Below are 25,983 nucleotides of genomic sequence, written 5' to 3'. Positions count from 1 at the left end.
TCACCTTGTTTCTAATATTTTTTCAGCAAATTCCATTTCTTGTAATACTTCTTTGTCCGTTTCATTTTCTTTAGCTAAAGAAATGGCATTAGCTGCTTCTTCTCCGCCAATTTTGGCAAGAGCCCATGCTGCTGTTCCGCGAATGACCGGTCTTGGATCAGCAGTTAAGCATGTGATAAGTTCTGGTATAGCCGTCTTATCTCTAAAACGCCCTAAAATAATAATTGCATTCCGCTGAATTGGTTTTTTTCCACGCCAAGAAGCAGAACTTGCACCAAACTTTTCTTTAAATGCTTTGTTTGATATTGAAAGAAGCGGCTTCAATTCTGGACGAACAACTTGCGGATCTGGCTCCATCTCTTCGTGGAAATGAAAATCGTGTCCACGGTTATACGGACAAACAACCTGACAAGTATCACATCCATATAAACGATTATGCAGCACCTCACGATATTTTTCATCCAAAAAGCCTTTTGTTTGTGTTAAATAGCTCAGACAGATTTTGGGATTCATTTTCCCCATACCAAGAAGTGAACCAGTTGGGCAAGATTTGACGCACTGATTGCAATCTCCACATAAATCCCCAATTGGCTGATCTGGCTCAAAAGGGATATTTGTTATCATCTCCCCTAAATAAACCCACGAGCCATATTCAGGTGTAATAAGGAGTGTGTTCTTCCCACGTGAACCTAGTCCTGCCCGTTCAGCAACGGCAACGTCTGATAACTCTCCTGTATCGACCATTGATTTTGTTTTCGCGTTAGGAAACTGTTTTTTGATGAAATCATCAAGCTTAGCTAACTTTTCCTGTAAAATATGATGATAGTCGATTCCCCAAGCGGCCCTTGCTAGCTCTCCGCGTCTATTTTCTCGCCGATTTGTAGGAGAATTTTTTAATTTCGCAGGATAAGCTAAAGCAATAGCAATGATTGACTTTGGTTTGTCGAAAATTAAATCTGGATAGACACGTTCATCACTATTGGGGTGTTCAAAACCGGTTAAGAAGTCCTTTTTTTTAGCTACTTCAAGTCGCTCTTTTAGAAACAAAAAAGGATCAGCTGTTGTAAAGCCTATCTTTTCAATGCCGATTTCTTTAGCGTATTGGATGACTTCTTTTTTGAATTTCAGCAGATTCAAATGGACCACCTCATAAATACAAAAATAAAACGCAATGCTTCGCTTAAAAAGGTCGAAACACTGCGTTAGTAACAGGTTTAAGAGCGGGTGATGGGAATCGAACCCACGACAACAGCTTGGAAGGCTGTAGTTTTACCACTAAACTACACCCGCATAAAATTTTCTTGTAACAACTTTTATATGATAACATTCCATGTTTGTTTTGACAAGAGATTTTATCATTTTTTTTAGAAAAAGGTTTTTTTGTACATAAAAGTGGGTAGATAATAGGTTTAACAATTTTGATCTGACCTTTTAAAATTAAGGTCAGATCAGAATTTCATCATGTTATACATTCGTTTTCAAAATACCCACATAGCATTCTTTAATAAAGTAGCTCCAAAAATTCTGCTTTTGTGATATTACCAAAATAGTTTTTCACATCAATATTTGCTAAAGCCTGTTCTAATGCTTCTCTTTGGTAGTTTATACCCTTTAATTTGTCTTCAATCTCATCAATGTTAGCCACACCAAAGAAGTCTCCAAAAATCTTAATATCAGAAATGATCCCTCTAGCGACATTCAAACGGATATCAATCGAACCAATTGGAAAGCGTTTTGTGTGCTCTAAATTAAATTTAGGTGATTTTCCATAATTCCACTCCCAATTGGCATAACGGGCTACTGAAATTTCGCTAATGCGTTTCCAGTCCTCGGAAGTTAACTTATATTCTTTTACATCTTTTACATTTTCTACATCAAAAATATGACGCAATAATAAATCACGAAATTCTTCTGTTGACATTTCCTCATCCATAAACTGTGAAATATTAGCTACACGACTGCGTATTGACTTGATGCCTTTTGATTCAAATTTATCTTTGCGTGGCTTAAGTGCTGCTGCAACATGATCAAGATTTAAATCAAACATTAATGTCCCATGCGAAAACATCTTTCCTTTGGTTACAAATTGGGCATTGCCAGAGACTTTATAGCCATCAATCAAAAGATCATTCCGCCCTTTAAGTTCAGCGTTAACCCCTAGACGCTTTAATGCAGCGATAATTGGCTGCGTAACTTTAGCAAAATTATGGAAGCTATCCCCGTCATCATCCGTAATAAAGCTAAAATTCAAGTTCCCCTCATCATGATAAACTGCTCCGCCACCAGATAACCTGCGCACAACGATAATTTCATTTTTTTCAACATAATCTGTATTAATTTCTTCAACTGTATTTTGATTGCGACCAATGATAATAGAGGGCTTGTTAATGTAAAAAAGCAACACTGGTTCCTTAAGCTTAAGTTCAGTTAAAATAAATTCTTCTACTGCTAAGTTAATTCGTGGATCTTTTTCGTTATTATTATTAATGAAATACACCGTTCATTCTCCTCTTTAAATTAATTTTCTTAAGCCCTTTTTGGCGATTGTAATTGGGCCGGAATAAACTGTGCTTGCCTCTTCTTTTAGTGTGTTCAAATCGCCTACTTGCGGTAAATGAGTAAGCATTAACTCCTTTACATCTGCTTTTTCAGCAACTTCTCCCACTTCGATACTTGCCATGTGTACTTTAGATTTCCCGGCCATATCTTTATAAAAGTTCGTATCTGCAGCAAGTAAATCAGCTTCTTTGGCAAAAGGAATGAGCGCTTCAAAAAATGCGCTATCCGCAGTATATACAAAAGCTTTTCCCCTCGCTTCAAAGCGCATAGCGTAGCAAGGAACAGGATGAATCGTTTTTAAGAATGTCACCTTAAATGGGCCGATTGTTAGCGTATCATCAACTTGATATTCATAAGCTTTAGTTACGTCTTTCATGTCTAGATAAGAATAACCTCGCTCGTCTTCACGATGTGCATAAATTGGTAAAACAGGTGGTCTATTGACTTGATCTGAAAGTAGACGCACATGCTGTAAGATGCCAACATCAGCTACATGATCAGGATGATAATGACTAATAATGACTGCATCTAAGTCATTTGGGTTAATAACATTTTCCATAATTGAAACCGCACTTGCACCAACATCGACTAATAACTTAAAACCATCTTCTTCTAGCAAATAACTTGATGTTCCTTCATTTTTAACAGGGTATCCGCCCCAATGTCCAAATATAGTTAATTGCATTATTCTCCACCCTTCCTTTTATCCTCTCCTATCATACAACAAATTCATATTGAAGCCAAAAAAACAATGCTTAGAAAAAGTCTGGAACATCAGTGACGTTTCCAGACTTAATAGCTATGAATTAAAATATTTGTTTTTCAATTCTTTTGTTAATGTTTCTGTTTTAATAAGCTTACCTGTTGCGATAAAGCGTTTATTCGTTTCTGTTGGTTTATCACAAGTAATTAGTGTAATGGTTGGCTCTGTCGTTTGGTCTAAAACAGATACATTGGTATCTTTAATAATTTTAGTTTGTTCAATTTCGTATTGATAAATCTTTTTCAAATCAGTGATATAAACTTTGGCACCTTTTTTGATATTCATTAATGGTCCAAATAACATCGATTGTTTACGCATATGATGGCCTGCAAGTGGATAATTGCCTTTTCCTAAAGTTTGATCTTCAAGCATTGTTGTTGCACCTGCTAATAAATTGGCGTTATTTGTTCCTTTGAATGTAAGTAAATTAATGTCTACAGATGGGATTGCAATGTTCCCAATTACAGCGTCTTTATTATAATCTTTTGCGCCCTTCAATACATTTGTTACAGAAGGAGGTTCTACGCTGCTATAATCAAATGTGGCTTTTTTCTGGTTGTTTCTTTCTAGTTCTTCTGCTGAAAATTGTCCGATTTTGTGATGTGTGCTGAGGTATTCGACAATCCAGTTTTTAATAAAAGGAGAGAACACAAGTAGTAAGCCAATTAAAAGTATAATAATAGCAATTGTTTTCCTTTTTCTTAACATTTACTTCCTCCTTTGTTTGGTTTTCTTATTATACAGTAGCTTAGGCAATATTTCAACTAGAGGCTAACTGCTGGCCCATCCATTCCTCACATGCGCTGACATTTTTCGACCAGAAACATAAGGATTCCCACTAACAATAAAACGCAGCGGATAAAATGTGGCAAGTTCTTTATTTGGGATACCGATTCGTTCCGTTGCAAGAATGTTTTCCGGTGTTTTTCCACTTTCAAGCCAAATGTTGCTACTAAATAAGCTTTTACCGTAATCATCCATTGTTAAAGCAAGTGCTTTTGTTAACTTTCCAGGTCCATTTGTAATTTCTCGACCACTTTTCCCTTTTCGATTTCGAATCATTTGATCCATATTTTCAACTGGCTCAAGTCCACGAATTAAAACCGCCTCAGGAATTCCTGCCTGCATTGTTATAAAATTGAGTAAAACTTGTTGATGCATATGATACATATAAACAAATCCAGCTTCTTGAAACATAATTTCTGTTCGCTTCGTTCGCAGATGTTTATAGCTATGAGCCGCCCGGTCATAGGAACCAAGGTAGGCTTCTGTTTCTGTTATCAATCCAGCATAACGGATACCATCTTTTTCATGAACCAGTTTCATCCCAAGTAAATCTCGAGCAATCAGGATTGTATCATTTAATGAAAAAAGCTGTTCTACACTTGTCATTTTATCTTCCACCTGTCTTTATTAAATCGATCATCTTTTTTATTTTAACTGTTCCATTTTAAAATTGCATGCGAAAAATAGGAAAAATCATTCTGAAGCCCCATATAATATCATTTGCCTTTTAGTAAAGTTATGATAAAATTATGTTATTGTGGGATGAGTGTAAAGTTAATTTTATACATGCTCCTGCTTTTTTCGTCTTATGAAAATAACAATTTTATTGATACTCTGCTAAGAAGAGTATAGGAGAGGTGTACTATGAATGATAGAAAAGGAAAAATCCAAGCTTTTTTTAGTAAAAATTATGGATTTTTTATTCTAGCTGTCATTTTGTTTTGGCTGAAATCAGTCATTGCATATGAAACGCAATTTAAACTGGGCATTGAAAATACAATGCAGCAATTTTTATTAATGATTAATCCACTTAGTGCGGCCATTTTCTTTCTAGGCCTTGCACTTTTTGCTAAAGGAAAGCGATCATTTATTTGGCTTATCATCATCGACCTTTTGATGACGTTTATTCTTTATGCAAATATGGTATATTATCGCTTTTTCAGCGATTTCATTACCTTACCGAATTTAAACCCAAAACAAATGCAAAACATGGGCGATATGGGCGGAAGTGTTCTTGCGCTGATCCATTGGACGGATATTTTCTTTTTTGTAGATATCCTAATTCTCATCGCTTTGCTCGCATTTCGCTTTGTTAAACCAGACAAGAGCGCACGTATTCAAGCAAGAAAAGTTGTTGGGGTATTAACGCTTGGTATAGCCGTATTTCTTGCTAACCTTGGCCTTGCTGAAATTGACCGTCCACAACTTTTAACAAGAACCTTCGATCGAAATTACATTGTTAAATATCTAGGCATGACGAACTATCAGATTTATGACGCTGTAAAGAGTACAGAATCGCAAACACAACGCGCACTTGCTGACAGTAGTGATGTCAATGAAGTACTTAACTACACCAATTCGAAATATGCAGCACCAAATCCGACCTATTTTGGAAAAGCAAAAGGCAAAAACGTCATCTATATTCACTTAGAAAGCTTCCAGCAATTCCTAATTAACTACAAATTGAATGGACAAGAAGTAACACCTACGATTAATCAATTCTTCAAAGATAAAAATACATTAAGCTTTACAAACTTCTTCCATCAAACTGGCCAAGGGAAAACTGCTGATGCTGAAATGATGCTTGAGAACTCACTTTATGGTTTATCTCAAGGCTCTGCTTTTACAACAAAAGGACAAAATACATTCCAATCAGCGCCCGGTATTCTTGGTAGCTTGGGTTATGATTCAGCTGTTTTCCATGGAAATTATAAGAGCTTTTGGAATCGTGATGAAGTATATAAGCATTTCGGATACAAACACTTTTTTGATGCAAGCTATTATGATATGAATGATCAAGATGTATCGAACTATGGCTTAAAAGACAAGCCATTCTTCAAAGAATCCGAGCCTTATCTTCAGTCGCTTAAACAACCATTTTATGCAAAATTCATCACACTAACCAATCACTTCCCTTATCCAATTGATTCATCTGAGGCAAGTATTGGCCCAGCAAACACTGGTGATTCTTCTGTTGATACGTATTTCCAAACAGCTCGTTACCTTGATGAGTCAGTCAATAGTTTCTTGCAATACCTTAAAAAAACAGGACTCTATGATAATTCCGTGATCATTATGTACGGCGACCATTACGGTATTTCTGACAATCATGCGAAAGCGATGACGCAAGTACTTGGTAAAGACTATAATGCTTATCAAAATGCTCAAGCACAACGCGTACCACTCATGATTCATGTTCCAGGTGTCGAAGGTGGCATCGAACCACAATATGGTGGTGAAATTGATGTCTTACCAACACTTCTTCACTTACTTGGTATTGATTCAAAAGATTATTTACAGATGGGTTCAGATTTACTTTCAAAAGATCATAAACAAGTTGTACCATTTAGAAATGGCGACTTTATTTCTTCTAAATTTTCGTCTATTGGTGGAAACTATTATAATCAAGTAACAGGGCAGCCTATTACAACTGAAACAAAAGAAATGAAAGAAACAAAAGACGCTGTTGCAAAAGAACTTGAACTTTCAGATGCAATCTTACAAGGAGATCTATTAAGATTTCATACACCAAAAGGCTTCAAGCCAATTGAACCAAATAAATACAACTACAGCAAGAAAACTCCTTCTAAAACAACAGATGATGCAGCAAGCACGGAATCTAAATAGCAAAAAACTTGGAATGAGAAAAATGAATGGTTTCCCTTATCTAATTGCTAGATAAGGGAAGCGTATCAAAAGTTCCAAGTTTTTTTATGATGTTTTGCTATTCTTAATGAAGGACATTTTTGAAAGGGAGAAAAAAATGAAAATACTACGCAATTATACATTTACGATTTGTCTACTACTTGGTATTATACTTGGTGGAGTTTCTGGCTTTATCTTTGGTGAAAAAACACAAGTGATAAAGCCCATCGGTGATTTATTTTTAAACCTGATGTTTGTTATGATTGTTCCACTTGTTTTCTTAAGTGTTGCTTCAGCAATCGCTGGTATGAAGCAAATGAAGCGTCTAGGGAAAATCATCGGAACGGTTTTTGCTGTTTTTGTTATGACAGCACTTCTTGCAGCAATCATCGCGTTTATTGGTGTAACGCTCTTTAATCCACTCCATAGCGTTAACACTAGCGCTTTACTTAGCCATTTACCGACAATGCCTGCTGAAAAAGGAAAGACAATTGGTGATATTCTTGTATCTACGTTTACTGTTTCAGATTTTCTAGCACTTTTTACAAAAGCTAATCTATTACCACTTATCCTTTTTTCCATTTTATTTGGCTTGGCAACAACCATGCTTGGCGAAAAAGGAAAACCTATTGCTGACTTACTTCATTCAGGTACAGCAGTGATTTTAAAGATGATTCAAATCATTATGTACGCTGCACCGATTGGGTTAGGGTGCTATTTTGCCACAACGGTTGGGAGTCTTGGTCCACAAATTTTAAATGGCTATCTCAATGCCTTCTTATTATACCTGACGCTTACAGTCATTTATTTCTTTGGTATGAACACTTTATATGCCTTTATTGCCGGTGGTAAAGCAGGAATTCAGACATTTTGGAAAAACGTTATTCCTCCAGCTTTAACAGCTATTGCAACTTCTTCTAGCGCTGCCTCCATTCCAGTTAACCTTGTCGCAACAAAAAAAATGGGCGTCCCTGATGATATTGCAGAAACAGTTATTCCTCTTGGCGCAAACACCCATAAAGATGGTTCTGTTATCGGTGGCATGATTAAAATCGCTTTTCTTTTTACTTTATTTGGAAAAGATATGACTAGCCCAACAAGTATTGTAGCTATCATTTTAGTAGCCTTTTTAGTTGGTGCTGTTATGGGGGCCATTCCTAGCGGTGGCATGACAGGAGAACTTCTCATCTGCTCTATCTTTGGTTTCTCTCCTGAGCTTGTTGGTACCATCATGATTATTAGTACCATTATTGATATTCCAGCAACTCTGCTTAATTCAACTGGGAATACAGTTTGTAGCATGCTTATTACACGCTTTGTTGAAGGAAAGAATTGGCTTTTAAATAAAAATTAATCCTTCAAAAAAGCACCCTGATTCGAGGTTTTGAATCAGGGTGCTTTTTATTTTATAGCGATACCATGTAAAATATATGCTACAGTAAAATCGATCTCTTCTTCATCTTGCCAATCCGAATCTGGCATAACGACAAAACGTGTTAATAAAAAACCAACGATGTTTGTAATTAATGCTCGCATAATGGTACTATTTGGCATTGCAGCAATTTCGCCTCGTTCTTTATAATAATCAATGAGTTGATCAAATTTCCCCTTCACATGCGTCATAAAAATGTTAGAAAATTGTTCACGCAACTCATCGTGATAAAATAACTCAAGAAAATAAATTTTAATTGCCTTCCCATTCTCTTTCGAAAAAGCAAAGCGATTCATAATAATCCCACGCACAAAACTTTCAAAATCAGGATATTTCTGCGTCAACACTTGTTCCGAAAAATCTTGCGCTAAAAAGGGAATCACACCATCAATAAGTGTTGGCATCGTAATCGCCATCAATAAATCTTTTTTTGTTTTATAATGGCGAAAAATAGTCCCTTCAGCAACGCTTGCGCGCCTAGCAATTTCACTTGTACTCGTTCCAGCAAAGCCTTTTTCTGAAAAAAGTTCGATCGCTGCTTGAATAATTTTCTTTTGTTTTTCACTCATTCGCTTATCTTGTTCTGCCACGTTTAACATTTGTTTTACTAAGTCAAATTCTTGATCCATGCTTTCTACTCCTTATGCTTTACGATATTTTTTTAATGAAAAAAGATTTAAAATCAAAAAGACAGCAGCAAACAATAACAAAATGTAAAAGTTTCCTTGAAAATCTTGAAAAGTTTCACCTTTAATCATAATCCCTTTAAGTACTGTTGCGCCGTAATACATTGGCATAATATGCGCAATCCATTGTAACCAATCCGCCATTCCTTCGATTTTAAAAATACCGCAAAATAAAACTTGTGGTACAATCACAATCGGAATGAATTGAATAATTTGGAACTCATTATTTGCAAATGTTGAAAGCAGCATTCCAAGCGCTAGCGACACAATAGCAAGTGTTAACGTAATAAGTAAGACATACCAAATTGAACCATTTTGGACCATGCCTAAAACGTGCACAGAATATAATGCCACAAGAACAGATTGTAGTAATGCAAAAATGCCAAAACCAATCATATAGCCAAGTTCTAACTCAAGGCGTTTAATCGGTGTAGCCATCAACCGCTCGAGTGTCCCTGTTGTTCGTTCACGTAAAAAAGAAATCCCTGCAATGAGAAAAACAAAGAAGAAAACAAAGAAACCAATAAAGATTGGCCCAATCGTATCAAAAAACTTCGTATGACTGTTTCCGTATACATAATGCATCCTTGTTTTCATACTTTTAGCTCCTGGCATGTCTTGCTGATTGGTTTTCGTTTCTCCCATTTGTTTTGATAATTTGGTCACCAATTGCTTTGTTTCTGCATCTTGCTTTGTCATCATAGCACTTTGTAATTTCATCTTTATTTCCTGGGTAACAGAAGGATCACTGTTTTCAAACGTTACATCTAAGCTATTTCCCGTTTGCTTGATAAAACCGTCTAATTTATCGTGTTTAATTGTATGGTTTATTTCTGTTGCCATAGAATACTTTTTTACATTGATCTTTTTATCCGATAAATTCTTTACCATATCTGCTGATAAGCCAGCTACACCAACTGTTGGTGAAACATCACTATCATCAAATAAAAAATTTAATAACGTGATAAGCAGTAATGGCGCAATGAGCATTAGCGCAAGTGTTCTTTTATCACGCTTAAATTGGTTAATAATCCGCTTGACAATGGCCCATACCCTCATTTTTTATTCCTCCCAAATTTTAAAAACGCATCTTCAAGTTTATTACTTTCCGCCTCACTAGCAAGCTCTTTTGGTGTTCCAAGCGCAATGATCCGTCCATCACGAACCATCGCTAATCGGTCGCACTTTTCAGCTTCATCCATGACATGGGTTGTTACTACAATACATTTCCCTGACTGCTTCAGCTTATCTAATTCGGCCCAAATTGATCTTCTAAGTTCAGGATCAATCCCAACTGTTGGTTCGTCTAAAATTAAAATATCAGGATCTTGAAGAAGTGAAATGGCAAGTGACAAGCGTCTTTTCATGCCGCCTGAAAAAGCACTGACTTTCTTCTTACGCTCATTTTCTAAGTCGACTAGCTGTAATGCATAATCGATTCGTTTTCTTTTCAAATTGCCTTTCAAGGAATATAACGAGGCAAAAAAGTCGAGATTTTCTTGTGCGGTTAAATCACTATAAAGTGCATCAGACTGCGCCATATAACCAATATTTGTAATCACTTTTAGCGATGGCATTTTCGTTTGCAGTACTTCAATCCGTCCGCTTGTTGCCTTTTCCATACCGATAATCGTTTTAACAAGTGTTGTTTTTCCTGCTCCAGATGGACCGATTAAGCCGTAAATTTCACCTTGGTTTACTTCAATGGATATGTTGTGTAAAATTTGCTTTTTATGTAAGCTGACATTTAAATCTGTCGCACGAATAAGCGCCTCCATGACATCATCTCCTTATAAAAGTGAGTGCTCACTCATTTTTACCATAATTGCAATCATTTGTAAACTAAAAAACAGATTCGAGCCTAAACGAATGATCACTTCTGTCGTTTTTAGCTCGAATCTTTATTTTCTTAAATATACATCAGAAACCAAATGATTACGTCCTTTATAGAGAATAAGGTTCGCGCGATACTTGGTTTTTTCAATGTTTTCTTTTAAATTAACACCATTAATTGTATCCCAAATTTCAAGAGCAAAGCGTCCTGCTTCCTCCTTACTGACTTTCGTATACTGATGAAAATAAGAATTTACATCTTGAAAAGCTGTTTCACGTAATATAAAAAAACGTTCTAAATACCATTTTTTTATATTTTCTTCAGCGGCATCCACATAAACGGAAAAATCAAAGAAATCACTTGGAAATACATTTTCTGCTGAATCAACTTGAAGTACGTTAATCCCCTCGATAATCACAATATCTGGGTTTCTAATGGTGCGTGTTTCAGGTAACACATCATAAGTAAAGTGGGAGTAAAGCGGAATTTCCACCTTATTTTTATTTGTCTTAAGATTAATCAAAAACTCACTAAAACGTGCTTTATCATAACTTTCAGGAAAACCTTTTTTATTCATTAAACCACGTTTCAAAAGCTCATGATTAGGATATAAAAATCCATCTGTTGTAACAAGCTCTACTTGTCTCGTTTTTGAAAACCAGCGATCTAACATGAGTTTAAAGACACGTGCCGTCGTACTTTTTCCAACAGCAACGCTTCCAGAGAGTGCAATAATAAATGGCGCACGCTGTTCTTTCTTTTTGAGATACTCCATCTTCTCCTCATGGATAAAAATGGCTTCATGATATTGAATCGCAATCAGCTTAATTAGCGGTAAATAAATTTCTGAAATATCATCTAATGAAATCCGGTCATTTAGGCCGCGAATTTGCTCTAACTCTGCCGCTGTTAAAATCTGATCTTTACTAACTTCAAGTTGACGCCATTCATCACGCGCGAAATGAAAGTAATGGTTAAGTTTAGTCATTCATCTTGTCCGTCCTTTTATTAGCTTCAATGTAAAATCATGAATAAGCATAACGTATTGTTTCTAAAAGCGCAAGGATCTAGATTAGTATTTACGATAAACATAAACATCTTTTGGCTTCGACACTTTAGTGTATTGCTTGATTGTAAGTGCGGGAATGTTCATCTTAAATGGCGCATAATACTCTTGTGAAATAACGCCACTAACAGACAGCCACGTATCATTTGCTAGTTTTATTTTTTCTGGCATCTTAGCAAGCATTCCAAAAACCCCTGAATCCGCGACACAGTGAATAATTCCAAATCGAAATAAAAATAAGTGATTACTTTTTTCAACTGGATCATTATAAACAAAACCAGTGAACTTGATGTGTTTTCCAATAAACTCGCCTGGATAGTTATACAAAATTTCCATTGTCATTAAATAATTCGCATCGGTGACAATCATTGGATCTTGTTTAATAATTTCAGCTTTTTCTTTTTCCATCATTTTAGCGTAATCGCTTTTGCCAAAATAGCCACTTGTATCAGGGCGCAAAAATTGATTTTGTGCATATGGATCGTCTCCAGCAGCATTATTTTTTGGAAAATGAAAGCCTTTTGCTGACACAAGCTTTGAATCAAGTGAAGCAATCGGAAAACAAAAGCCAGCAATGAGCGGATAAACTAACAAACCATATACAAAAAATTTTTTCCAAATTGTATTTTCTAAAGAATGCACATGTCCACCATGCTCATGCTTCAAATCTTCATCGCGAAAGACAATAATAAGCTGAATGAGCGCTAATAAAAAAGCTGCAAACATTGCTGAAAAAGACAAATAAGAATACTTCATATTAATATATTTACTAATATTTCCAGAAATATGCAGAAACATCAAATAAAAACCGAATCCAAATAACAAAATCGCTCGAAACATCAATTTTCAACCTCCTTAAATCACAAGCGCATAAATGAAAACAATGATCGTGACACTTGCTACTAAAAATAGCACAAACTTTGTTTTAAATGAAGCGAACATCATCATCAAATTTTTAATATCAAACATTGGCCCAAAAACCAAAAAGGCAACAATCGATTGCGTGGAAAAAATACTGCGAAATGAAGCGCCAATAAACGCATCTGCTTCTGAACAAAGCGATAAAATAAACGCTAAGCTCATCATCAATAAAATCGATAAGATTGGACCATGCCCAATCGAAATAAGTGTAGCGGTTTTAATGTAGGTCTGCATGAACGCCGCTATCAGTGCCCCAAAAACTAAATATTTCCCAACTGAAAAAAATTCATCCACGGCATGTTGCGCAGTATGCCATAATTTAGAACCAAATGACATATCCTTATGATGATGAGTGTGGTCATGCTCATCATGTGTATTTTCTAAAGTCGTTATCGCATTAATTTTCACAATCGGTGCTGTTAAACTTGCACTCCCATCCTGATTATCAACCTCTTGTGCAGCTTTTTCATAAGCAAAAAATTTTTCTTTTAGCCCTTCTCCTTTATAAAAATAAGCCAGTAAAACGCCAACAATGATGGCAACGACAAGGCTTCCTACAACACGCAAAATGGGAACTTCCCACTGACTCCCAAAAGCCACATAGGTGGAAAATAAGACAACTGGATTAATAATTGGAGCCGTTAACATAAAGGCAATTCCCGCATGAAGTGGCACTCCTTTTGCTAACAAATTACGGACGATGGGTACAATTCCACATTCACAAGATGGAAAGAAAACACCGATCAAAGATCCGACAATTACAGCTAAAAATTTATTTTTTGGCATAACACTTGCGATAAAACGCTCTGAAACAAACATTTGGATCAGTCCTGCAATAAATACACCAATTAGAACAAAAGGCAATGCTTCGATCATAATTGAAATAAAAATCGTATTCATCTGTAAAAACGAATCTGGTAAATGATTAAACAAGATCATGCCTCCTTCTAACCCGTTATCATAACTTCTTGATTTTATTCCTTACATTAGAATAAATCAAGTTTTATTGGAAGAACGAATCTTTGCACTACCTTTTTCTAAAATTATTTAGCGCTTGGCTATTTTTGACATATTCTTGGTCAAGTACTGTCTTTTCCGCCATTGATAGTTTTGGATTCATAAGCTTTGCAGCAATCTCAGACTGCCGAAGTTCAAGGCGTAATTTTTCCTCTTGTGTTCTTGGCTTTTCCTCCATTTCATCTAAGCCTTGCTTATGATAGTACATCTTTTCATCCCTAATCTCAATCACTTCTGTTGCGATGTTTTTTACAAAGGTGCGATCATGTGAAACAAATAAAACGGTTCCATCATATTTTTTCAATAATTGTTCTAAAGCTTCCATGCTTTCGATATCCAAATAATTCGTTGGCTCATCTAAAATTAAGATATTAGCTCCTTTCAAAAGCTGCATGGCTAAAAACAGCTTTACACGCTCGCCGCCAGATAAAAACGCTGCTTTTTTTTGCCAGTCTAATTCGCTAAAATGAAAACTACCAAGAACCTCAAAAGTAGTATTTCGATCATAAGCATTGCCGAAAGCCACATTTTCTAACAATGTAGCCTCTAGCTTGATGTCTTTCAAATGCTGATCAAAATAAGCAACATGAACACCTTGTGTCAACTGAAAATCCTTATTTTCTGGATCAAGTAATGCACCTAAAAAGCTGCTTTTTCCCGTAGCATTTTGTCCAGTTATTGCCACTTTATCACCTGCTTTAACTGAATACGGGTTTGTTTTGAAAAGCTTGTTCTTGCCAGCAAACAATTCTGCTTCTTTTACAGTGAGCACTGTGCCTCCCCTTTTTAACTGATATGCTTCGGGTACAGTAATCTTAACCGGCTTAGATTGAAATGGCTTACTTACTTTGTCTAATCTCTCAACGCGTTTTTCAATAGCTTTTATCGTTTGATGTTGCTTTTTTTGTTGAACGCCTTTACTTGGCCTTGCTGCTCTAATTTCTTGACTTGTCAGCCGTTTAGAGGGACGTTCCATTTTATTTGCTTCTTTTTGATGATGACGTATGGCAAGATCTAGTTGTTTGCGCTTTGCTTGGTATTCAGCATAAAATTTCTCTTGTTGTTTTATTTCGTGGTTTTTGCTTTTCAAGTAAGCTGTGTAATTTCCAGGGTAAACGGTTATTTTTTTATCCTCTAATTGCCAAATTGTATCCACCACAGCGTCTAAAAAGGTACGATCATGCGATATGACTAAAATCGTACCAGAGTACTGCTTCAGCTGATGCTCTAAGTAACGAATGCTAGCTAAATCAAGATTACTAGTTGGTTCATCTACAAGCAAAATCGCGGGGCTTTCGCGTAGAATCTGCTGAATAAGCTTTCGTGTTTGCTCACCACCACTTAAGTTTTCTGAAACTGGCTGAATTTGTTGAAGATAGCCGATTTGATCAAAAGTAATTATTTCTCCACTTGTTGCTTCACGTAAGCTAGCAATCGTTTCAAGTAATGTTGTTTTACCTGTGCCATTTCTACCAATTATTCCAATTTTTGCCCCGCGTGTAACGTTTAGCTGTGGAATTTCAATAAGCAAATCGCCTTGCGCTTCAATTTTTACATGATTCATTTTGATTGATAACATGAAAAAAACCCCTATCCATTTCGGAGAGGAGTTCAATTTTAGTCTCGCTAAAAAGCCACTTATTTTAAAAAAGTGATACACGCCAAATTGAACATACTTATCCTATCCGAAAAATCATTTTTGCTATGATTCTTGATTATTTTCGAAAAATAGGATTAGAACTTCATTGGCTTAATGTTACACTCCTTTGAATTTAATGTGTTTATTATAAAGGAGATTTAAAAAGTTTGCAAGGTTTCCATACATAAAAAGAGTCTGAGACATCATACGCTTCCGCTAAATACAATTTAAAAGTTGGAGCGGAAGCGCTTATCGCCAATTTATTTTGTTTATGTCTCAAAGACTCTTTTCATCAACATGTGTCAGGTCAAACAAGCTAATACCTTACATTCACAAATTTAACTTGCGTATATTCTTCCAAACCGTAATGGCCATTTTCACGGCCAAAGCCAGAATGTTTCACCCCACCAAATGGCGTTTCTGCGTTTGAAATAGCTATTTCATTAACACCAACCATTCCGTACTCGAGTTGATCGCTTACTTCTTCAACTCGTCTAATATCTTTCGTAAAGAAATAAGAAGCTAAGCCAAATTCACAATCATTTGCCATTTTCACCGCTTCTTCCTCTGTTTTAAAAGAAATAAGCGGGATAACTGGCCCAAATGTTTCTTCATAAAAAATATTCATTTTTTGCGTTACTTGATCAAGAATCGTGGGTTCAAAATAATACCCTTTATCATACTCCCCACCTCTTAATCGATTTCCGCCGATCAAGATATCTGCACCTTTCTCTTCTGCATCAGCAAGCTGGGATTCAATTTTACCAATCGCATCTTCACGAATAAGTGGGCCAATATCAACATTTCCTAATCCATTGCCAACTTTAAGTCCTTTCACCTTTTCTAAAACAAGATTTGTAAATTCATCTTTCACTCGTTTATCGACAAAAATACGATTTGGCGCGATACAAACTTGACCGTTATTATTAAATTTAGCAGCAATCAAATAACTTGCTGCTTCTTCTAAATCAGCATCATCAAAAACAATAAATGGAGCATGACCGCCTAGTTCAAACGATATTTTCTTCAATGTGTCTCCTGATTGGTTGAAAAGTAATTTACCAACAGCGGTTGAACCCGTAAATGTTAACTTACGCACGTCATCACTGGCCGTTAATGTTTCACCGATCACTGTAGAATCACCCATCACTAAATTGACCACCCCATCCGGTACCCCTGCTTTTTTAGCAATTTCGAAAAAAGCTATAGCAGAAAGTGGTGTATCACTGGAAGGTTTTAAGACGACCGTATTCCCGGCTGCAAGTGCTGGCGATAACTTCCGTGTCACCATACCTGATGGGAAATTCCAAGGTGTAATCGCTGCGACTACTCCAATAGGTTCCTTCTTAACAATATAGTTATGGTTATTTGGTGCGGGGATTCGCTCTCCGTATAATCTACGCGCTTCTTCAGCGGCAAATAAAAAGGTTTCTACGCCGGATAAAACTTCTTCTTTTGCTTCTTTTAGTGGTTTTCCTTGTTCTAATGTCATAATTTTAGCTAGATCATCTGCTTTTTCTTCTATTAATTGACTGATCTTACGCAAAATGCTTACCCGTTCTTTTAGCTCCAGTGCTCGCCATTTAGGAAACGCTTCTTTCGCTGCTTGGATGGCTTGTTTGGTTTCCTCCTCCCCTGCTTGGCTGACTTTGGCAACTACTTCTTTTGTTGCTGGATTAATGACTTCTTTCGTTTGATCTAATCCACCGGTTGTCCATTCCCCATTAATAAACAATCTTGTTTCAACTTTAGGTAATTGATTATCTTGCACAAGAAACACTCCTTTATCATTCGTTATTCTTTCTTTTCCACAAAAAAGTGTTTTTAATCTTTTTTTTGCTTATTATGAAATAAATGATTTAATTGCACGAACATTTATTATCGTTAAAAAGGCAGTCTTTTTAAAAGACTGCCTCACTACTTGTTAATTTTTTTATGACGGGAATTCGAATTTCATAAGCCTCTTGCTTGCTAATTTTTCCATTTAAATAGTGAATTTCGATTTTAAATGGGAGTGGATCAAATACGGGAAAATCAGCGGTAATATAAGGAACATATCCACGTTCTTTAATTTGTCTGCTTATTTCATCATAGCTTTCTTCACGGTTTGTTCCGGCAACATGATTGGCTACAAAATAAGTTTGCGGCGGTATTTCTAACCACTCCATGTCCTCTGGCAAACTGCGCGGTTTTTTAGATGCCTGAAAAGCTGAATAATAAGTAATTCCATCTTCTATGTTATGAACTGAGATGTTAAAAAGTTGATCAACATCTACTGTGTCTTCAGTCAGTGTTTTTACCTCTTGAATTAACTTATTCGCTTTTTCATGAAATGCCTCCAAAGACTTCCCTTGCCAAACCAAAGCGATCATAAACAATGCTTCATGTTCTTCAAAACGCAGATCTGTAATGGCCATTTTTTATCGACTCCTTTCTATTTATGATATAAAAAGCAGTCATTTCATCTTGTCCTTCTACCTAAGAGCATATCATAAATCCTATCATCCGTCTTTCAATAACTATTTTTGGCTATTTCAGGCGTGAAATGGTAAGATAAAAGAAATTAAAAAAGGAGGTACCCATGAAGTTTCCACGATTTCAAAATAGCAAACTGTTTTTCTGGACTATTGAAATATTAGCCGTTGTACTTATTCTATTTTTCCTTTTAAAGTTGCGTTACATATTTTCGCCAATTGGGGTTATTATTTCAACTCTTTTCATGCCAATTCTAATTGCCGGCTTCTTATTTTATATGTTTAACCCTCTTGTTGGTTTTTTGGAAAAGCGTAAAATTCCACGTTTACTTAGCGTTCTTTTAATTTTTATCGTTTTCATCGTTTTGCTGGCACTCGCCGTTATGAAACTAGGGCCTATTCTGACAGACCAAGTGACACAACTCGCAAAGGCGCTTCCAGGTTATTGGAATGATTTCGAAAAATGGCTACAAGAACTTTCGAAAGATCCATCATTTAGCAAAATTGATTTTAAAAGTGAAATGGAGAAAGCAAATCTCTCCGTTCCTAAAATTATGAATATCGTTCTAAACGGTTTAACCACAAGCATCGGTGCAATTGCAGGCTTTGTTACAAGCTTTGTTGTGATTTTAGTTACAGTTCCTTTTATCCTATTTTATATGTTCAAAGATGGGAATAAATTCATGACATCTGTTCAAAAATTTTTTCCAGCATTTATTCGTGATGATGCCAAAAAAATTATCCAAGAAATGAATAAAACACTTTCAACTTATATTAGTTCACAAGTTTTAGATTGCTTATTTGTTGGGATTTTTACATTCATTGGTTATTTAATTATCGGTCAACCTTATGCTCTTTTATTTGCGTTCATTGCTGGTGCAACGAATATTATTCCATATTTAGGACCTTTTATTGGTGCGGCACCAGCTGTTATTGTTGCCTTTTTGACCACTCCGATACAAGCTTTAGGAGTTATCATCGTTGTTGTCATTGTGCAGCAAATTGATGGTAATGTTTTACAACCCCTTATTATGGGACGCACTTTAAAAATCCATCCATTAACGATTATCGTTATCTTGCTTGTTGCAGGCAATCTGGCTGGACTCTTTGGAATGATTTTAGGTGTACCACTTTATGCCATTATGAAAACAATTATTGTAAATGTAGCCAAACTGATCCAGCTCCATCACGATGTAGAGGTTGGGAAAAAATTAGATGAATAATCATTTTTAGGCTAGGACAGTTCAAGCGCTTATCGCCATCTGTCCTAGCCTTATTTTTGTATTTTTTACGCAAACTTTTATTCTGCTTGAAAATGAGAAATATCATTTAAGCGCTCAATTTCAAATAAACCATTTTCATAAGTTAAGACTGTCACACTAGCATTATCTAAAATAAAACTCTCTTTAACCGATGGAACTAGCTCATGGACAATATTTCTAATTGTATTTCCGTGAGCGACGATTAAAATATTTCCACCTTCCTCACGATGACGATTAATAACATGCAAAAACCCTTGTTCAACACGGGTCCAAAACGTGAAAAAGTCTTCTGCGTCACCAGTTGGATCAGCTTTTTTTGTGCCATCCATCGCTTGCTTTACATTGGCTTGCTCAAAAAACGCTGCTTGGGATTCATAGCCGTTTACTTGAGCAATTTCCTCCCAAGCAACCGTGTTTTTTTCTCCTTCAAATGAACCAAAAAAAGTTTCACGAAATTCTTCCCGCGGCTCAAGGGTCAAGCCAAATCCATGTTTATTTTCTTTTAACAATAATTCGGCAGTTGCAATGGTTCGGTGGAGATCACTAGAATAAGCTGCAATAAATTCAATTTCTGAAAGGCCACGACCACTTTGCTTAACAATTTCAATGCCCTCCGGTGTTAAAGGCGTATCAGCCCAACCTTGCATTCGCCAATTTTTATTTAAATATGTCTGTCCATGTCGTACGAAATATAAAGATAATTTTTCTCCCATTAACTCACGCCTCCTTAAAGTTCTTACCTCATTGTCACAAATTCTTCAGCACTTGTTGGATGAATGGCTACGGTATTATCGAAATCAGCTTTCGTTGCTCCCATTTTTATGGCAACAGCAAAGCCTTGCAACAGCTCATCCATGCCAGTACCGATACCATGAAGACCTACAATACGTTCATTTTGTCCTTCACAAATCAGTTTCATTCGACAAGGTTCACGGTGTGCAGTCATTGTTGTATACATGGATGTAAATGAAGAAGTATACACTTTGATATTTTTTTCACCATGTTTGGCAATCGCTTCAGGCTCTGTTAAACCAACTGTTCCAATTGTAGGGTGACTAAAGACAACGGTTGGTACCAGGTGATAATCTAAATGCTCATCTTTCTTACCATTAAATAACCGTTCTGCAAGTCTTCTTCCAGCAGCAATGGCTACTGGTGTTAATTCAATATGCCCAGTTACGTCGCCAACAGCATAAATTCCTTTAGCGCTTGTATTTTGGTATTGGTCAACGGCAATATAACCTTTATTTGTAAGTGATATTCCTGTATTTTCAAGTGCAAGCGTATCCGTAACAGGGGTTCGACCAATAGCCCAAATAATCGTGTCGACGATCTCTTGTTTTCCATTTTCTAAATAAAGAATTAAACGTCCATCTGCAGTTTTTTCGACCTGCTTCGGTATAGCATGCGTATGAATATCAATGCCATTTGCTTCATAAATTTCAGTAAGTGTAGATGAAATCATCGGATCAAAATGGCGCAAGGGTACATGTTTACGGACAAACAAATGGGTTTCAGAACCGAATGCGTGCAAAATACCAGCAAGTTCAACCGCAATATACCCTGCACCTACAACCGCCACCTTTTTTGGCAGCTCCTTTAAAGCAAAAAAACCATTCGATGTGATACCCAATTCAGCACCTGGAATATCTGGAATTGTTGGTTTTCCACCCGTAGCAATTAAAATGTGATCTGCTGTATATTTTTCTCCAGCGACGATGATTGTTTTGTCATCAAGAAATTGAGCATATCCATGAAGCAAATCAACATGATTATGATCCAAGCCCTTTTTATAAATGGTATGCAGTCGTGCGATATAACTTTCACGATTTTTAACAAGCGTTTGAAGATCAAATGTAAGATCAGCATGTAAGCCATAATCTGGGCCATATTTTTCAATTCCCGCTTTAATCTCTGCGCCATACCACATGACTTTTTTCGGTACGCACCCAACATTAACACATGTCCCACCAAGGTATTCAGGTTCTACTAAAGCACATTTTTTTCCATGCATAGCTGCGCGGTTAACTGATGCAATTCCTCCACTACCGCCGCCAATAGCAATATAATCATAGTGTTTTGTCATCTATTCTTCCCCCTGTTTTTCTAAATCACCTTAAGTGTACTGCATTTTTTGTATGATTGACAATTTCTCTGCTTCAAAAAAAGATTGAAGCATAAATAACGATAAGCCTACGCACGAAATCTATCATAGCGCAAAATCGATTTATGTCTTCAATCTCTTCTTTTGTTTACAATAATTGACGTCTCTTTCGAACATCATAATTTTCATAGATAGCGATAGCTAAGATGGAGAAAACAACTGGACCAGCAATCATCCATAATGTGTCACCCCAGTTTCCACCGATAGCCGGTTGAATGATAGTAAAGATGTTAGCAAAACCAACGACACAACTTAAAACAATGGTGACAAAATAAGAAATCATCTTATTTTTATAGACAACAAATGGTCGTTCTAGATTTTCACGACGTTTAAAAAAGGGAAAGGCTAACGCTAAAAATAAATAAGGTAGCGTCATTGAAACATTGGCCATTAGCGTTAATTTATTATAAAGCGCTGAGGCATTGCTTCCCCCAAAAGAAGCGATAACAATAATTAGCGAAACAATAATACACTGAACCCACATAGCAAATTCGGGCATGCCGGCTTTATTAATTTTGGTCATTCGTTTTGGCCACAATTCTTTTGGCGTCCCTTGAATAATTGCTTTTAGTGGTGAATAAATTAATGTAAAAAAAGCACCAGTATACGCTAAGAACATTGATAGCCCTGTAACTCTAGCAAACCAACTAGCCATTCCAATAGCAGCACTAGCTGAAAGACCTATTGCATGGCCAAATTCAAGCCCTAAATTATACATTAACACATACGTAATATTTCCTAAATTCGTCGTTTCGCCGTTTAATACTTTTGCCCAATTTGCAGTAACTCCCCAAAGTAAAATCCCAATAGCATAACCAATGGAAATCACCATGGCCGCAATCATAATTCCTTTTGGAAATGTTTTTTTAGGATTCTTCGTTTGATCAACAAGGCCAGCAACAGCTTCTGTTCCGCCATAAGCAAAAATCGCAAACACGCAAAAACTTAAAACAGAGATACTACTTAAGTAATTAGGATTGGGTGAGATTAAAAACGATCCAACACCAGTAATTTCCTGTGCAAAACGTCCGCCATTTAAGATTAAAACAACGAGACTAACTAAAATTAAAACAACATTTAATCCCATTACTGCGATTCCACCGACAGTTGTTACCTTAGTGATTTGTTTCAAACCTTTTGAAGCAAATAGCGTAACAACAATCATCCAAACCACACCGAGTATCCCAATTGTTTGCGTTGGAGAAAGCGAAAAAAGGGTCCATTCTTGTGTTTTATCTGTTCCAAATAAAAATGTCGAGAGTGGGATCCACACTTTAGATGAAATCCCAACCATCCAAATAATATAAGAGGTAAACCACATAAACGTAACAATAAAGGCATAGCGCGGTCCAACGCTATCATTCATCCACGAATAAATACCACCTTTTTCATAGCGATAAGCCGAGCCATATTCTGCCATCATTAGCGCAAACGGGATAAAAAAACAAACCGCTGCAGCAACATACCAAGGGATGGCACCATATCCCATCAAATAAAAACCAACAGGACCATTAGCAAAACCAAATACCGATGTGAAAATCATTAAAATCAAACTGATTAATCCCATCTTTTTAACTTCATTTGTCATTGAATTCATTCCTTCTTATTCGAAATTTCTTGAGCTAAACTCTCTCACCTCAAGTATTATACCACTATTTTGGCGAATTCCTTTTTAGTTAATGTATTTAGGGAAATGCTATAAATTGGAATTATCTGATTTTATGGCTGCAAATTTTTTAAATAAAAGCCTCTCCACGCATAATAGCAAGTACACGTGGGTTAGGCAGGTAACGCTCTACTTGTTTAAGCTGCGCCAAAATCTTTTCTTGCTGATAATGTTCAGCGATACCCATTGCAACAGCACTACTTCTACTTACACCCGCATGGCAGTGAACAACAATTTGTTCCCAATTTGGATAATGATCAATGAAACGATAGATGACTTCACAGTGTTTTTGATTAAATAATTTCATTTCAGCTTTCTCTTTGGCGCTAAGACCCCAATAATCGTCCCTTTCATTAATGTCATTAAAATATAATTCTAAGATGGCTTGATATCTTTTTGGATCGCGTAATGGCTTTAGATTTCCATCTACATCAGCAATACGAATTAATAAAGCATTGGAAGAAATGGGTTGATAATTAACCGCTACAACTTCTGGAAGCGCGACAATTTCTAAACGATATGGATCAAAATCAATATTTCGTTTCTCCTTATTAATATAATTTGCCATTTTATTCGCTCCTTTGATCTTCCACCGTATTTTAACATAGCCCTTGCATTTTATCATCGCGAATAACAGCAAGCATAATACCAAGCGCAATGAAGTTCCCGAGTACAGAACTTCCACCATAACTCAAAAAAGGTAGCGGAATACCAGTCAATGGCATCAATTCCACAGACATTGCGATATTTTCAAAAATATTAAAAGCATATAAAACGGCAAAGCCTGCAAAAACATAACTTGAAAACATATTTTTCATTTGTAAACTAACCATAATAAGCCTTTGGATAAATAAAATAAAAATAAGCAGCAAAATACTAACACCAATAAAGCCGAAATGATTAGCTATCGCGCTAAAAATCATATCTGTGTGGCTTTCAGGAATATATAGCTGCTTCCCACCATATCCCGTTAATTGCCCCGAACCAATAGCTTGAAGAGATAAATTAACTTGATAAGCACCATTAGGGTCACTTGCAGGATCAAGCCAAGTATAAATACGGGCAAACTGGTATTTATGCAAACCAATTTTTTCCAACCATTCCACATGATAAATAACCAAATACATAAATACCGAAAAACTTACTGCTAGCAAAGAACAGATACCAAGAATCCATTTCACTGATTTCATCGCAAGTAGCACGATGGCAAATGCCGTTACAAAATAAACAATCGTTGTCCCAAGATCTGGCTGTTTGAATAACAAAAGCAAAACAGGAATGATAAGTACTGTTAAAATAAACTGTTGCCGTTTCAAGTTTACGTGCTTGTTAGCAGCAAAATGAGCCAAAACAAGAATAAAAAAAGACTTAATAATTTCAGATGGCTGCAAAGAAAAGCCAAGAATACGATACCATCTCTTTGCTCCATTAATATCAGGAACCAATGGATTTGGAATAATAATTCCAACTAATAAAATCAGCATTAGCACATATATCCAAATGATATGTTTTCGCCAAAATTCAATCGAAACACGCGAAATAAGCAGACAAATCACAGAACCCATCATCAAAAAAATGATTTGTATTTTTAAAAAGTCTGTATCATATTGATTCGTTTGTTGCGCTAACCAAATAGCACTACAACTAATGAGTGAAAAAAGGATAATCATAGCTACAAGGCTTTTTTGCATCATTTCGTTTTTGTTCAACTTAATTTACCTCCGGACACTAGTATTTCTAGTGAATTTTGGATCGCACACTTAAGTTAAACGTATCACAATGAAAACGAGCTTACAATGCCTTTTCGGTTTTATTTAGAAATTCTTTAAAAATATTTAGTTGAAAATGACAAATCAAGAGAACACGTTTTCATTTAAGAGACTTGCTAAAAACGGAAGGCTAGCAAACCTCTTAAAGCAAGCGCTTGTCGTCGATTTATTTGAGATCTTATTTAGATTTTTGTCCAGTCTTCAAAAGCCTAATCGTTTCCTGTTCGCGTTTAGCCTTTGTTGCAGGCTGCTTAGCGCTATAAATGTATCTCGCCCATGATTTTTGATAACCAGGTGCAAGTGCTTGATAGAAAGCAAGGAGTTCCGGGTTTCCCGCAAGAAGTTCTTCAACATTGGGAATAAAGGATTGATAATCTGGTTCGTCCTCTGTTTTCTTTTTGTTCTTTGCATTCGCTATTTTAAGTCCTATTACGGTAAATGTCTCATTAAAGCTGACCATACGCGAAAACTTTAAATGGCTGTTTGGAATATAACCTGCTTCATCTGCTTCCAAGCCACTTAGAATTTCATCGCGATGAATGTATTCAGAGTATTCTTTATTTCCTTTTTTTGGATAGGCAAGAAAAAGATAGCCTGCTTTTGCTAAACGCTCTTCGTTAATTACCTGTAGAATAATTTGTTTCATTTCAGATAGGTTAAAAACAAAGGCAAAAATTAATTCATATTGTTTCTGCTTTAGCTCAAAATCAGTGCTAGTCAGTGAGTCGAGTTCAGTGACATGCTTTGGCAGATTTAAAATAGCCTTTTTCGGATATTTGGTTAAATCTAATTTTTCAATGATTGTTTTCACAGTAAAAAATCCTCCAATTACTCAGTTACGTGCTGTTCACCGTATTCTTTGACGCTTTTCATCACCTCATCACGTGTGTTCTCTTTTAAATAAGATACCATTTTAGGCACCAGGGCCATCATCTCTTTTTTTGAAAAAACACCGTTATTTTGGTTTTTAAATGTCGTTTCTAGTAACTTTCGCATGTCGCTTTCATTGGTAGGAGCTGTCCGTTCCAAAATGTAATCATAAAATTGTTTTTGTTCATCATTCATATTTTCTTCCTTCTT

At 36.1% G+C, this 25,983-nt stretch carries 24 protein-coding genes and 1 tRNA gene; 3 read left to right on the top strand and 22 right to left on the bottom strand.

Features of this window, described 5'->3' with window-relative positions:
* From queG to G6Q10_RS01845, 6 genes are all read right to left on the bottom strand, one after another.
* A complete protein-coding gene (gene queG, locus G6Q10_RS01870; protein ID WP_163652284.1) occupies positions 1–1,137 on the bottom strand; it encodes a tRNA epoxyqueuosine(34) reductase QueG in 1,137 nt (378 codons plus the stop codon).
* An 82-nt stretch (positions 1,138–1,219) separates the two neighbouring features.
* A tRNA-Gly gene (locus G6Q10_RS01865) sits at positions 1,220–1,290 on the bottom strand.
* 211 nt (positions 1,291–1,501) lie between these two features.
* On the bottom strand, positions 1,502–2,497 hold the full coding sequence (locus tag G6Q10_RS01860; RefSeq protein ID WP_163652283.1) for a lipoate--protein ligase: 996 nt from the start codon (positions 2,495–2,497) through the stop codon (positions 1,502–1,504).
* 15 nt (positions 2,498–2,512) lie between these two features.
* The gene (locus tag G6Q10_RS01855; protein WP_163652282.1) at positions 2,513–3,244 is read right to left on the bottom strand and encodes an MBL fold metallo-hydrolase; all 732 of its coding nucleotides are present in this window, start codon (positions 3,242–3,244) and stop codon (positions 2,513–2,515) included.
* 114 nt (positions 3,245–3,358) lie between these two features.
* The gene (locus G6Q10_RS01850; RefSeq protein ID WP_163652281.1) at positions 3,359–4,030 is read right to left on the bottom strand and encodes a class A sortase; all 672 of its coding nucleotides are present in this window, start codon (positions 4,028–4,030) and stop codon (positions 3,359–3,361) included.
* 63 nt (positions 4,031–4,093) lie between these two features.
* Positions 4,094–4,714, bottom strand: a complete 621-nt coding sequence (locus G6Q10_RS01845) for a DNA-3-methyladenine glycosylase (protein ID WP_163652280.1) — start codon at positions 4,712–4,714, stop codon at positions 4,094–4,096.
* Positions 4,715–4,972: 258 nt separating this feature from the next.
* Between G6Q10_RS01845 and G6Q10_RS01840 the strand changes: the two genes are divergently transcribed.
* Both G6Q10_RS01840 and G6Q10_RS01835 read left to right on the top strand, forming a co-directional pair.
* Positions 4,973–6,955, top strand: a complete 1,983-nt coding sequence (locus tag G6Q10_RS01840) for a lipoteichoic acid synthase (protein ID WP_163652279.1) — start codon at positions 4,973–4,975, stop codon at positions 6,953–6,955.
* Between the two features lie 136 nt (positions 6,956–7,091).
* Complete coding sequence (locus tag G6Q10_RS01835; protein ID WP_163652277.1) at positions 7,092–8,327, top strand: dicarboxylate/amino acid:cation symporter; 1,236 nt, start codon at positions 7,092–7,094, stop codon at positions 8,325–8,327.
* A gap of 47 nt (positions 8,328–8,374) precedes the next feature.
* Here G6Q10_RS01835 and G6Q10_RS01830 read toward each other — a convergent pair whose 3' ends face one another.
* The 9 genes from G6Q10_RS01830 to G6Q10_RS01790 form a co-directional block, all read right to left on the bottom strand.
* Positions 8,375–9,034: a TetR/AcrR family transcriptional regulator gene (locus G6Q10_RS01830; protein ID WP_232057775.1), complete on the bottom strand. Its 660-nt coding sequence runs from the start codon at positions 9,032–9,034 to the stop codon at positions 8,375–8,377.
* Between the two features lie 12 nt (positions 9,035–9,046).
* Positions 9,047–10,150 (bottom strand): ABC transporter permease, encoded by a 1,104-nt coding sequence (locus G6Q10_RS01825; RefSeq protein ID WP_163652275.1) that lies wholly within the window; start codon positions 10,148–10,150, stop codon positions 9,047–9,049.
* Complete coding sequence (locus tag G6Q10_RS01820) at positions 10,147–10,869, bottom strand: ABC transporter ATP-binding protein (RefSeq protein ID WP_163652273.1); 723 nt, start codon at positions 10,867–10,869, stop codon at positions 10,147–10,149. The genes G6Q10_RS01825 and G6Q10_RS01820 overlap by 4 nt, the downstream gene beginning before the upstream one ends.
* 123 nt (positions 10,870–10,992) lie before the next feature.
* Entirely contained in the window at positions 10,993–11,913 is a 921-nt protein-coding gene (gene coaA / locus G6Q10_RS01815) for a type I pantothenate kinase (RefSeq protein ID WP_163652271.1), read from the bottom strand.
* 84 nt (positions 11,914–11,997) lie between these two features.
* Positions 11,998–12,831, bottom strand: coding sequence for a TIGR03943 family putative permease subunit (locus G6Q10_RS01810; protein WP_163652269.1), 834 nt, complete (start codon positions 12,829–12,831; stop codon positions 11,998–12,000).
* 15 nt (positions 12,832–12,846) lie between these two features.
* Positions 12,847–13,845: a permease gene (locus G6Q10_RS01805; RefSeq protein WP_163652267.1), complete on the bottom strand. Its 999-nt coding sequence runs from the start codon at positions 13,843–13,845 to the stop codon at positions 12,847–12,849.
* Between the two features lie 94 nt (positions 13,846–13,939).
* The gene (gene abc-f / locus G6Q10_RS01800) at positions 13,940–15,508 is read right to left on the bottom strand and encodes a ribosomal protection-like ABC-F family protein (protein WP_163652265.1); all 1,569 of its coding nucleotides are present in this window, start codon (positions 15,506–15,508) and stop codon (positions 13,940–13,942) included.
* 376 nt (positions 15,509–15,884) lie between these two features.
* On the bottom strand, positions 15,885–17,348 hold the full coding sequence (locus tag G6Q10_RS01795; protein ID WP_370519495.1) for an NAD-dependent succinate-semialdehyde dehydrogenase: 1,464 nt from the start codon (positions 17,346–17,348) through the stop codon (positions 15,885–15,887).
* A gap of 121 nt (positions 17,349–17,469) precedes the next feature.
* Positions 17,470–17,985, bottom strand: coding sequence for a GyrI-like domain-containing protein (locus G6Q10_RS01790; protein WP_163652261.1), 516 nt, complete (start codon positions 17,983–17,985; stop codon positions 17,470–17,472).
* 164 nt (positions 17,986–18,149) lie between these two features.
* Between G6Q10_RS01790 and G6Q10_RS01785 the strand changes: the two genes are divergently transcribed.
* The gene (locus G6Q10_RS01785) at positions 18,150–19,265 is read left to right on the top strand and encodes an AI-2E family transporter (RefSeq protein ID WP_163652259.1); all 1,116 of its coding nucleotides are present in this window, start codon (positions 18,150–18,152) and stop codon (positions 19,263–19,265) included.
* Positions 19,266–19,342: 77 nt separating this feature from the next.
* Here G6Q10_RS01785 and G6Q10_RS01780 read toward each other — a convergent pair whose 3' ends face one another.
* The 7 genes from G6Q10_RS01780 to G6Q10_RS01750 form a co-directional block, all read right to left on the bottom strand.
* Positions 19,343–20,017 carry a histidine phosphatase family protein gene (locus tag G6Q10_RS01780; protein ID WP_163652257.1) on the bottom strand — a complete coding sequence of 225 codons (675 nt, stop codon included), beginning with the start codon at positions 20,015–20,017 and terminating at the stop codon, positions 19,343–19,345.
* 23 nt (positions 20,018–20,040) lie between these two features.
* Complete coding sequence (gene gorA / locus G6Q10_RS01775; protein WP_163652255.1) at positions 20,041–21,390, bottom strand: glutathione-disulfide reductase; 1,350 nt, start codon at positions 21,388–21,390, stop codon at positions 20,041–20,043.
* Between the two features lie 166 nt (positions 21,391–21,556).
* The gene (gene yjeM, locus G6Q10_RS01770; protein ID WP_163652252.1) at positions 21,557–23,056 is read right to left on the bottom strand and encodes a glutamate/gamma-aminobutyrate family transporter YjeM; all 1,500 of its coding nucleotides are present in this window, start codon (positions 23,054–23,056) and stop codon (positions 21,557–21,559) included.
* Positions 23,057–23,204: 148 nt separating this feature from the next.
* Positions 23,205–23,702 carry a hypothetical protein gene (locus G6Q10_RS01765; RefSeq protein ID WP_163652250.1) on the bottom strand — a complete coding sequence of 166 codons (498 nt, stop codon included), beginning with the start codon at positions 23,700–23,702 and terminating at the stop codon, positions 23,205–23,207.
* A 31-nt stretch (positions 23,703–23,733) separates the two neighbouring features.
* Positions 23,734–24,828 (bottom strand): FtsW/RodA/SpoVE family cell cycle protein, encoded by a 1,095-nt coding sequence (locus G6Q10_RS01760; protein WP_163655659.1) that lies wholly within the window; start codon positions 24,826–24,828, stop codon positions 23,734–23,736.
* A 253-nt stretch (positions 24,829–25,081) separates the two neighbouring features.
* Positions 25,082–25,714, bottom strand: a complete 633-nt coding sequence (locus tag G6Q10_RS01755; RefSeq protein WP_163652248.1) for a YdeI/OmpD-associated family protein — start codon at positions 25,712–25,714, stop codon at positions 25,082–25,084.
* A gap of 17 nt (positions 25,715–25,731) precedes the next feature.
* A complete protein-coding gene (locus G6Q10_RS01750) occupies positions 25,732–25,968 on the bottom strand; it encodes a hypothetical protein (RefSeq protein WP_163652247.1) in 237 nt (78 codons plus the stop codon).
* Positions 25,969–25,983 lie beyond the last annotated feature (15 nt).

The organism is Listeria sp. PSOL-1 (assembly GCF_902806445.1).
Lineage (GTDB): Bacteria > Bacillota > Bacilli > Lactobacillales > Listeriaceae > Listeria.
This window is presented reverse-complemented; position numbering and strand designations above follow the sequence as displayed.

Coding starts and splice junctions, on each gene's coding strand:
- abc-f (WP_163652265.1), bottom strand. CDS start 15,508: ATGTTATCAATCAAAATGAATCATGTAAAAATTGAAGCGCAAGGCGAT.
- G6Q10_RS01750 (WP_163652247.1), bottom strand. CDS start 25,968: ATGAATGATGAACAAAAACAATTTTATGATTACATTTTGGAACGGACA.
- G6Q10_RS01810 (WP_163652269.1), bottom strand. CDS start 12,831: ATGTTTCGAGCGATTTTGTTATTTGGATTCGGTTTTTATTTGATGTTT.
- yjeM (WP_163652252.1), bottom strand. CDS start 23,056: ATGACAAATGAAGTTAAAAAGATGGGATTAATCAGTTTGATTTTAATG.
- G6Q10_RS01835 (WP_163652277.1), top strand. CDS start 7,092: ATGAAAATACTACGCAATTATACATTTACGATTTGTCTACTACTTGGT.
- G6Q10_RS01820 (WP_163652273.1), bottom strand. CDS start 10,869: ATGGAGGCGCTTATTCGTGCGACAGATTTAAATGTCAGCTTACATAAA.
- G6Q10_RS01760 (WP_163655659.1), bottom strand. CDS start 24,828: ATGATGCAAAAAAGCCTTGTAGCTATGATTATCCTTTTTTCACTCATT.
- gorA (WP_163652255.1), bottom strand. CDS start 21,390: ATGACAAAACACTATGATTATATTGCTATTGGCGGCGGTAGTGGAGGA.
- G6Q10_RS01830 (WP_232057775.1), bottom strand. CDS start 9,034: ATGGATCAAGAATTTGACTTAGTAAAACAAATGTTAAACGTGGCAGAA.
- G6Q10_RS01855 (WP_163652282.1), bottom strand. CDS start 3,244: ATGCAATTAACTATATTTGGACATTGGGGCGGATACCCTGTTAAAAAT.
- G6Q10_RS01845 (WP_163652280.1), bottom strand. CDS start 4,714: ATGACAAGTGTAGAACAGCTTTTTTCATTAAATGATACAATCCTGATT.
- G6Q10_RS01785 (WP_163652259.1), top strand. CDS start 18,150: ATGAAGTTTCCACGATTTCAAAATAGCAAACTGTTTTTCTGGACTATT.
- G6Q10_RS01850 (WP_163652281.1), bottom strand. CDS start 4,030: ATGTTAAGAAAAAGGAAAACAATTGCTATTATTATACTTTTAATTGGC.
- coaA (WP_163652271.1), bottom strand. CDS start 11,913: ATGACTAAACTTAACCATTACTTTCATTTCGCGCGTGATGAATGGCGT.
- G6Q10_RS01780 (WP_163652257.1), bottom strand. CDS start 20,017: ATGGGAGAAAAATTATCTTTATATTTCGTACGACATGGACAGACATAT.
- G6Q10_RS01790 (WP_163652261.1), bottom strand. CDS start 17,985: ATGGCCATTACAGATCTGCGTTTTGAAGAACATGAAGCATTGTTTATG.
- G6Q10_RS01840 (WP_163652279.1), top strand. CDS start 4,973: ATGAATGATAGAAAAGGAAAAATCCAAGCTTTTTTTAGTAAAAATTAT.
- G6Q10_RS01825 (WP_163652275.1), bottom strand. CDS start 10,150: ATGAGGGTATGGGCCATTGTCAAGCGGATTATTAACCAATTTAAGCGT.
- G6Q10_RS01765 (WP_163652250.1), bottom strand. CDS start 23,702: ATGGCAAATTATATTAATAAGGAGAAACGAAATATTGATTTTGATCCA.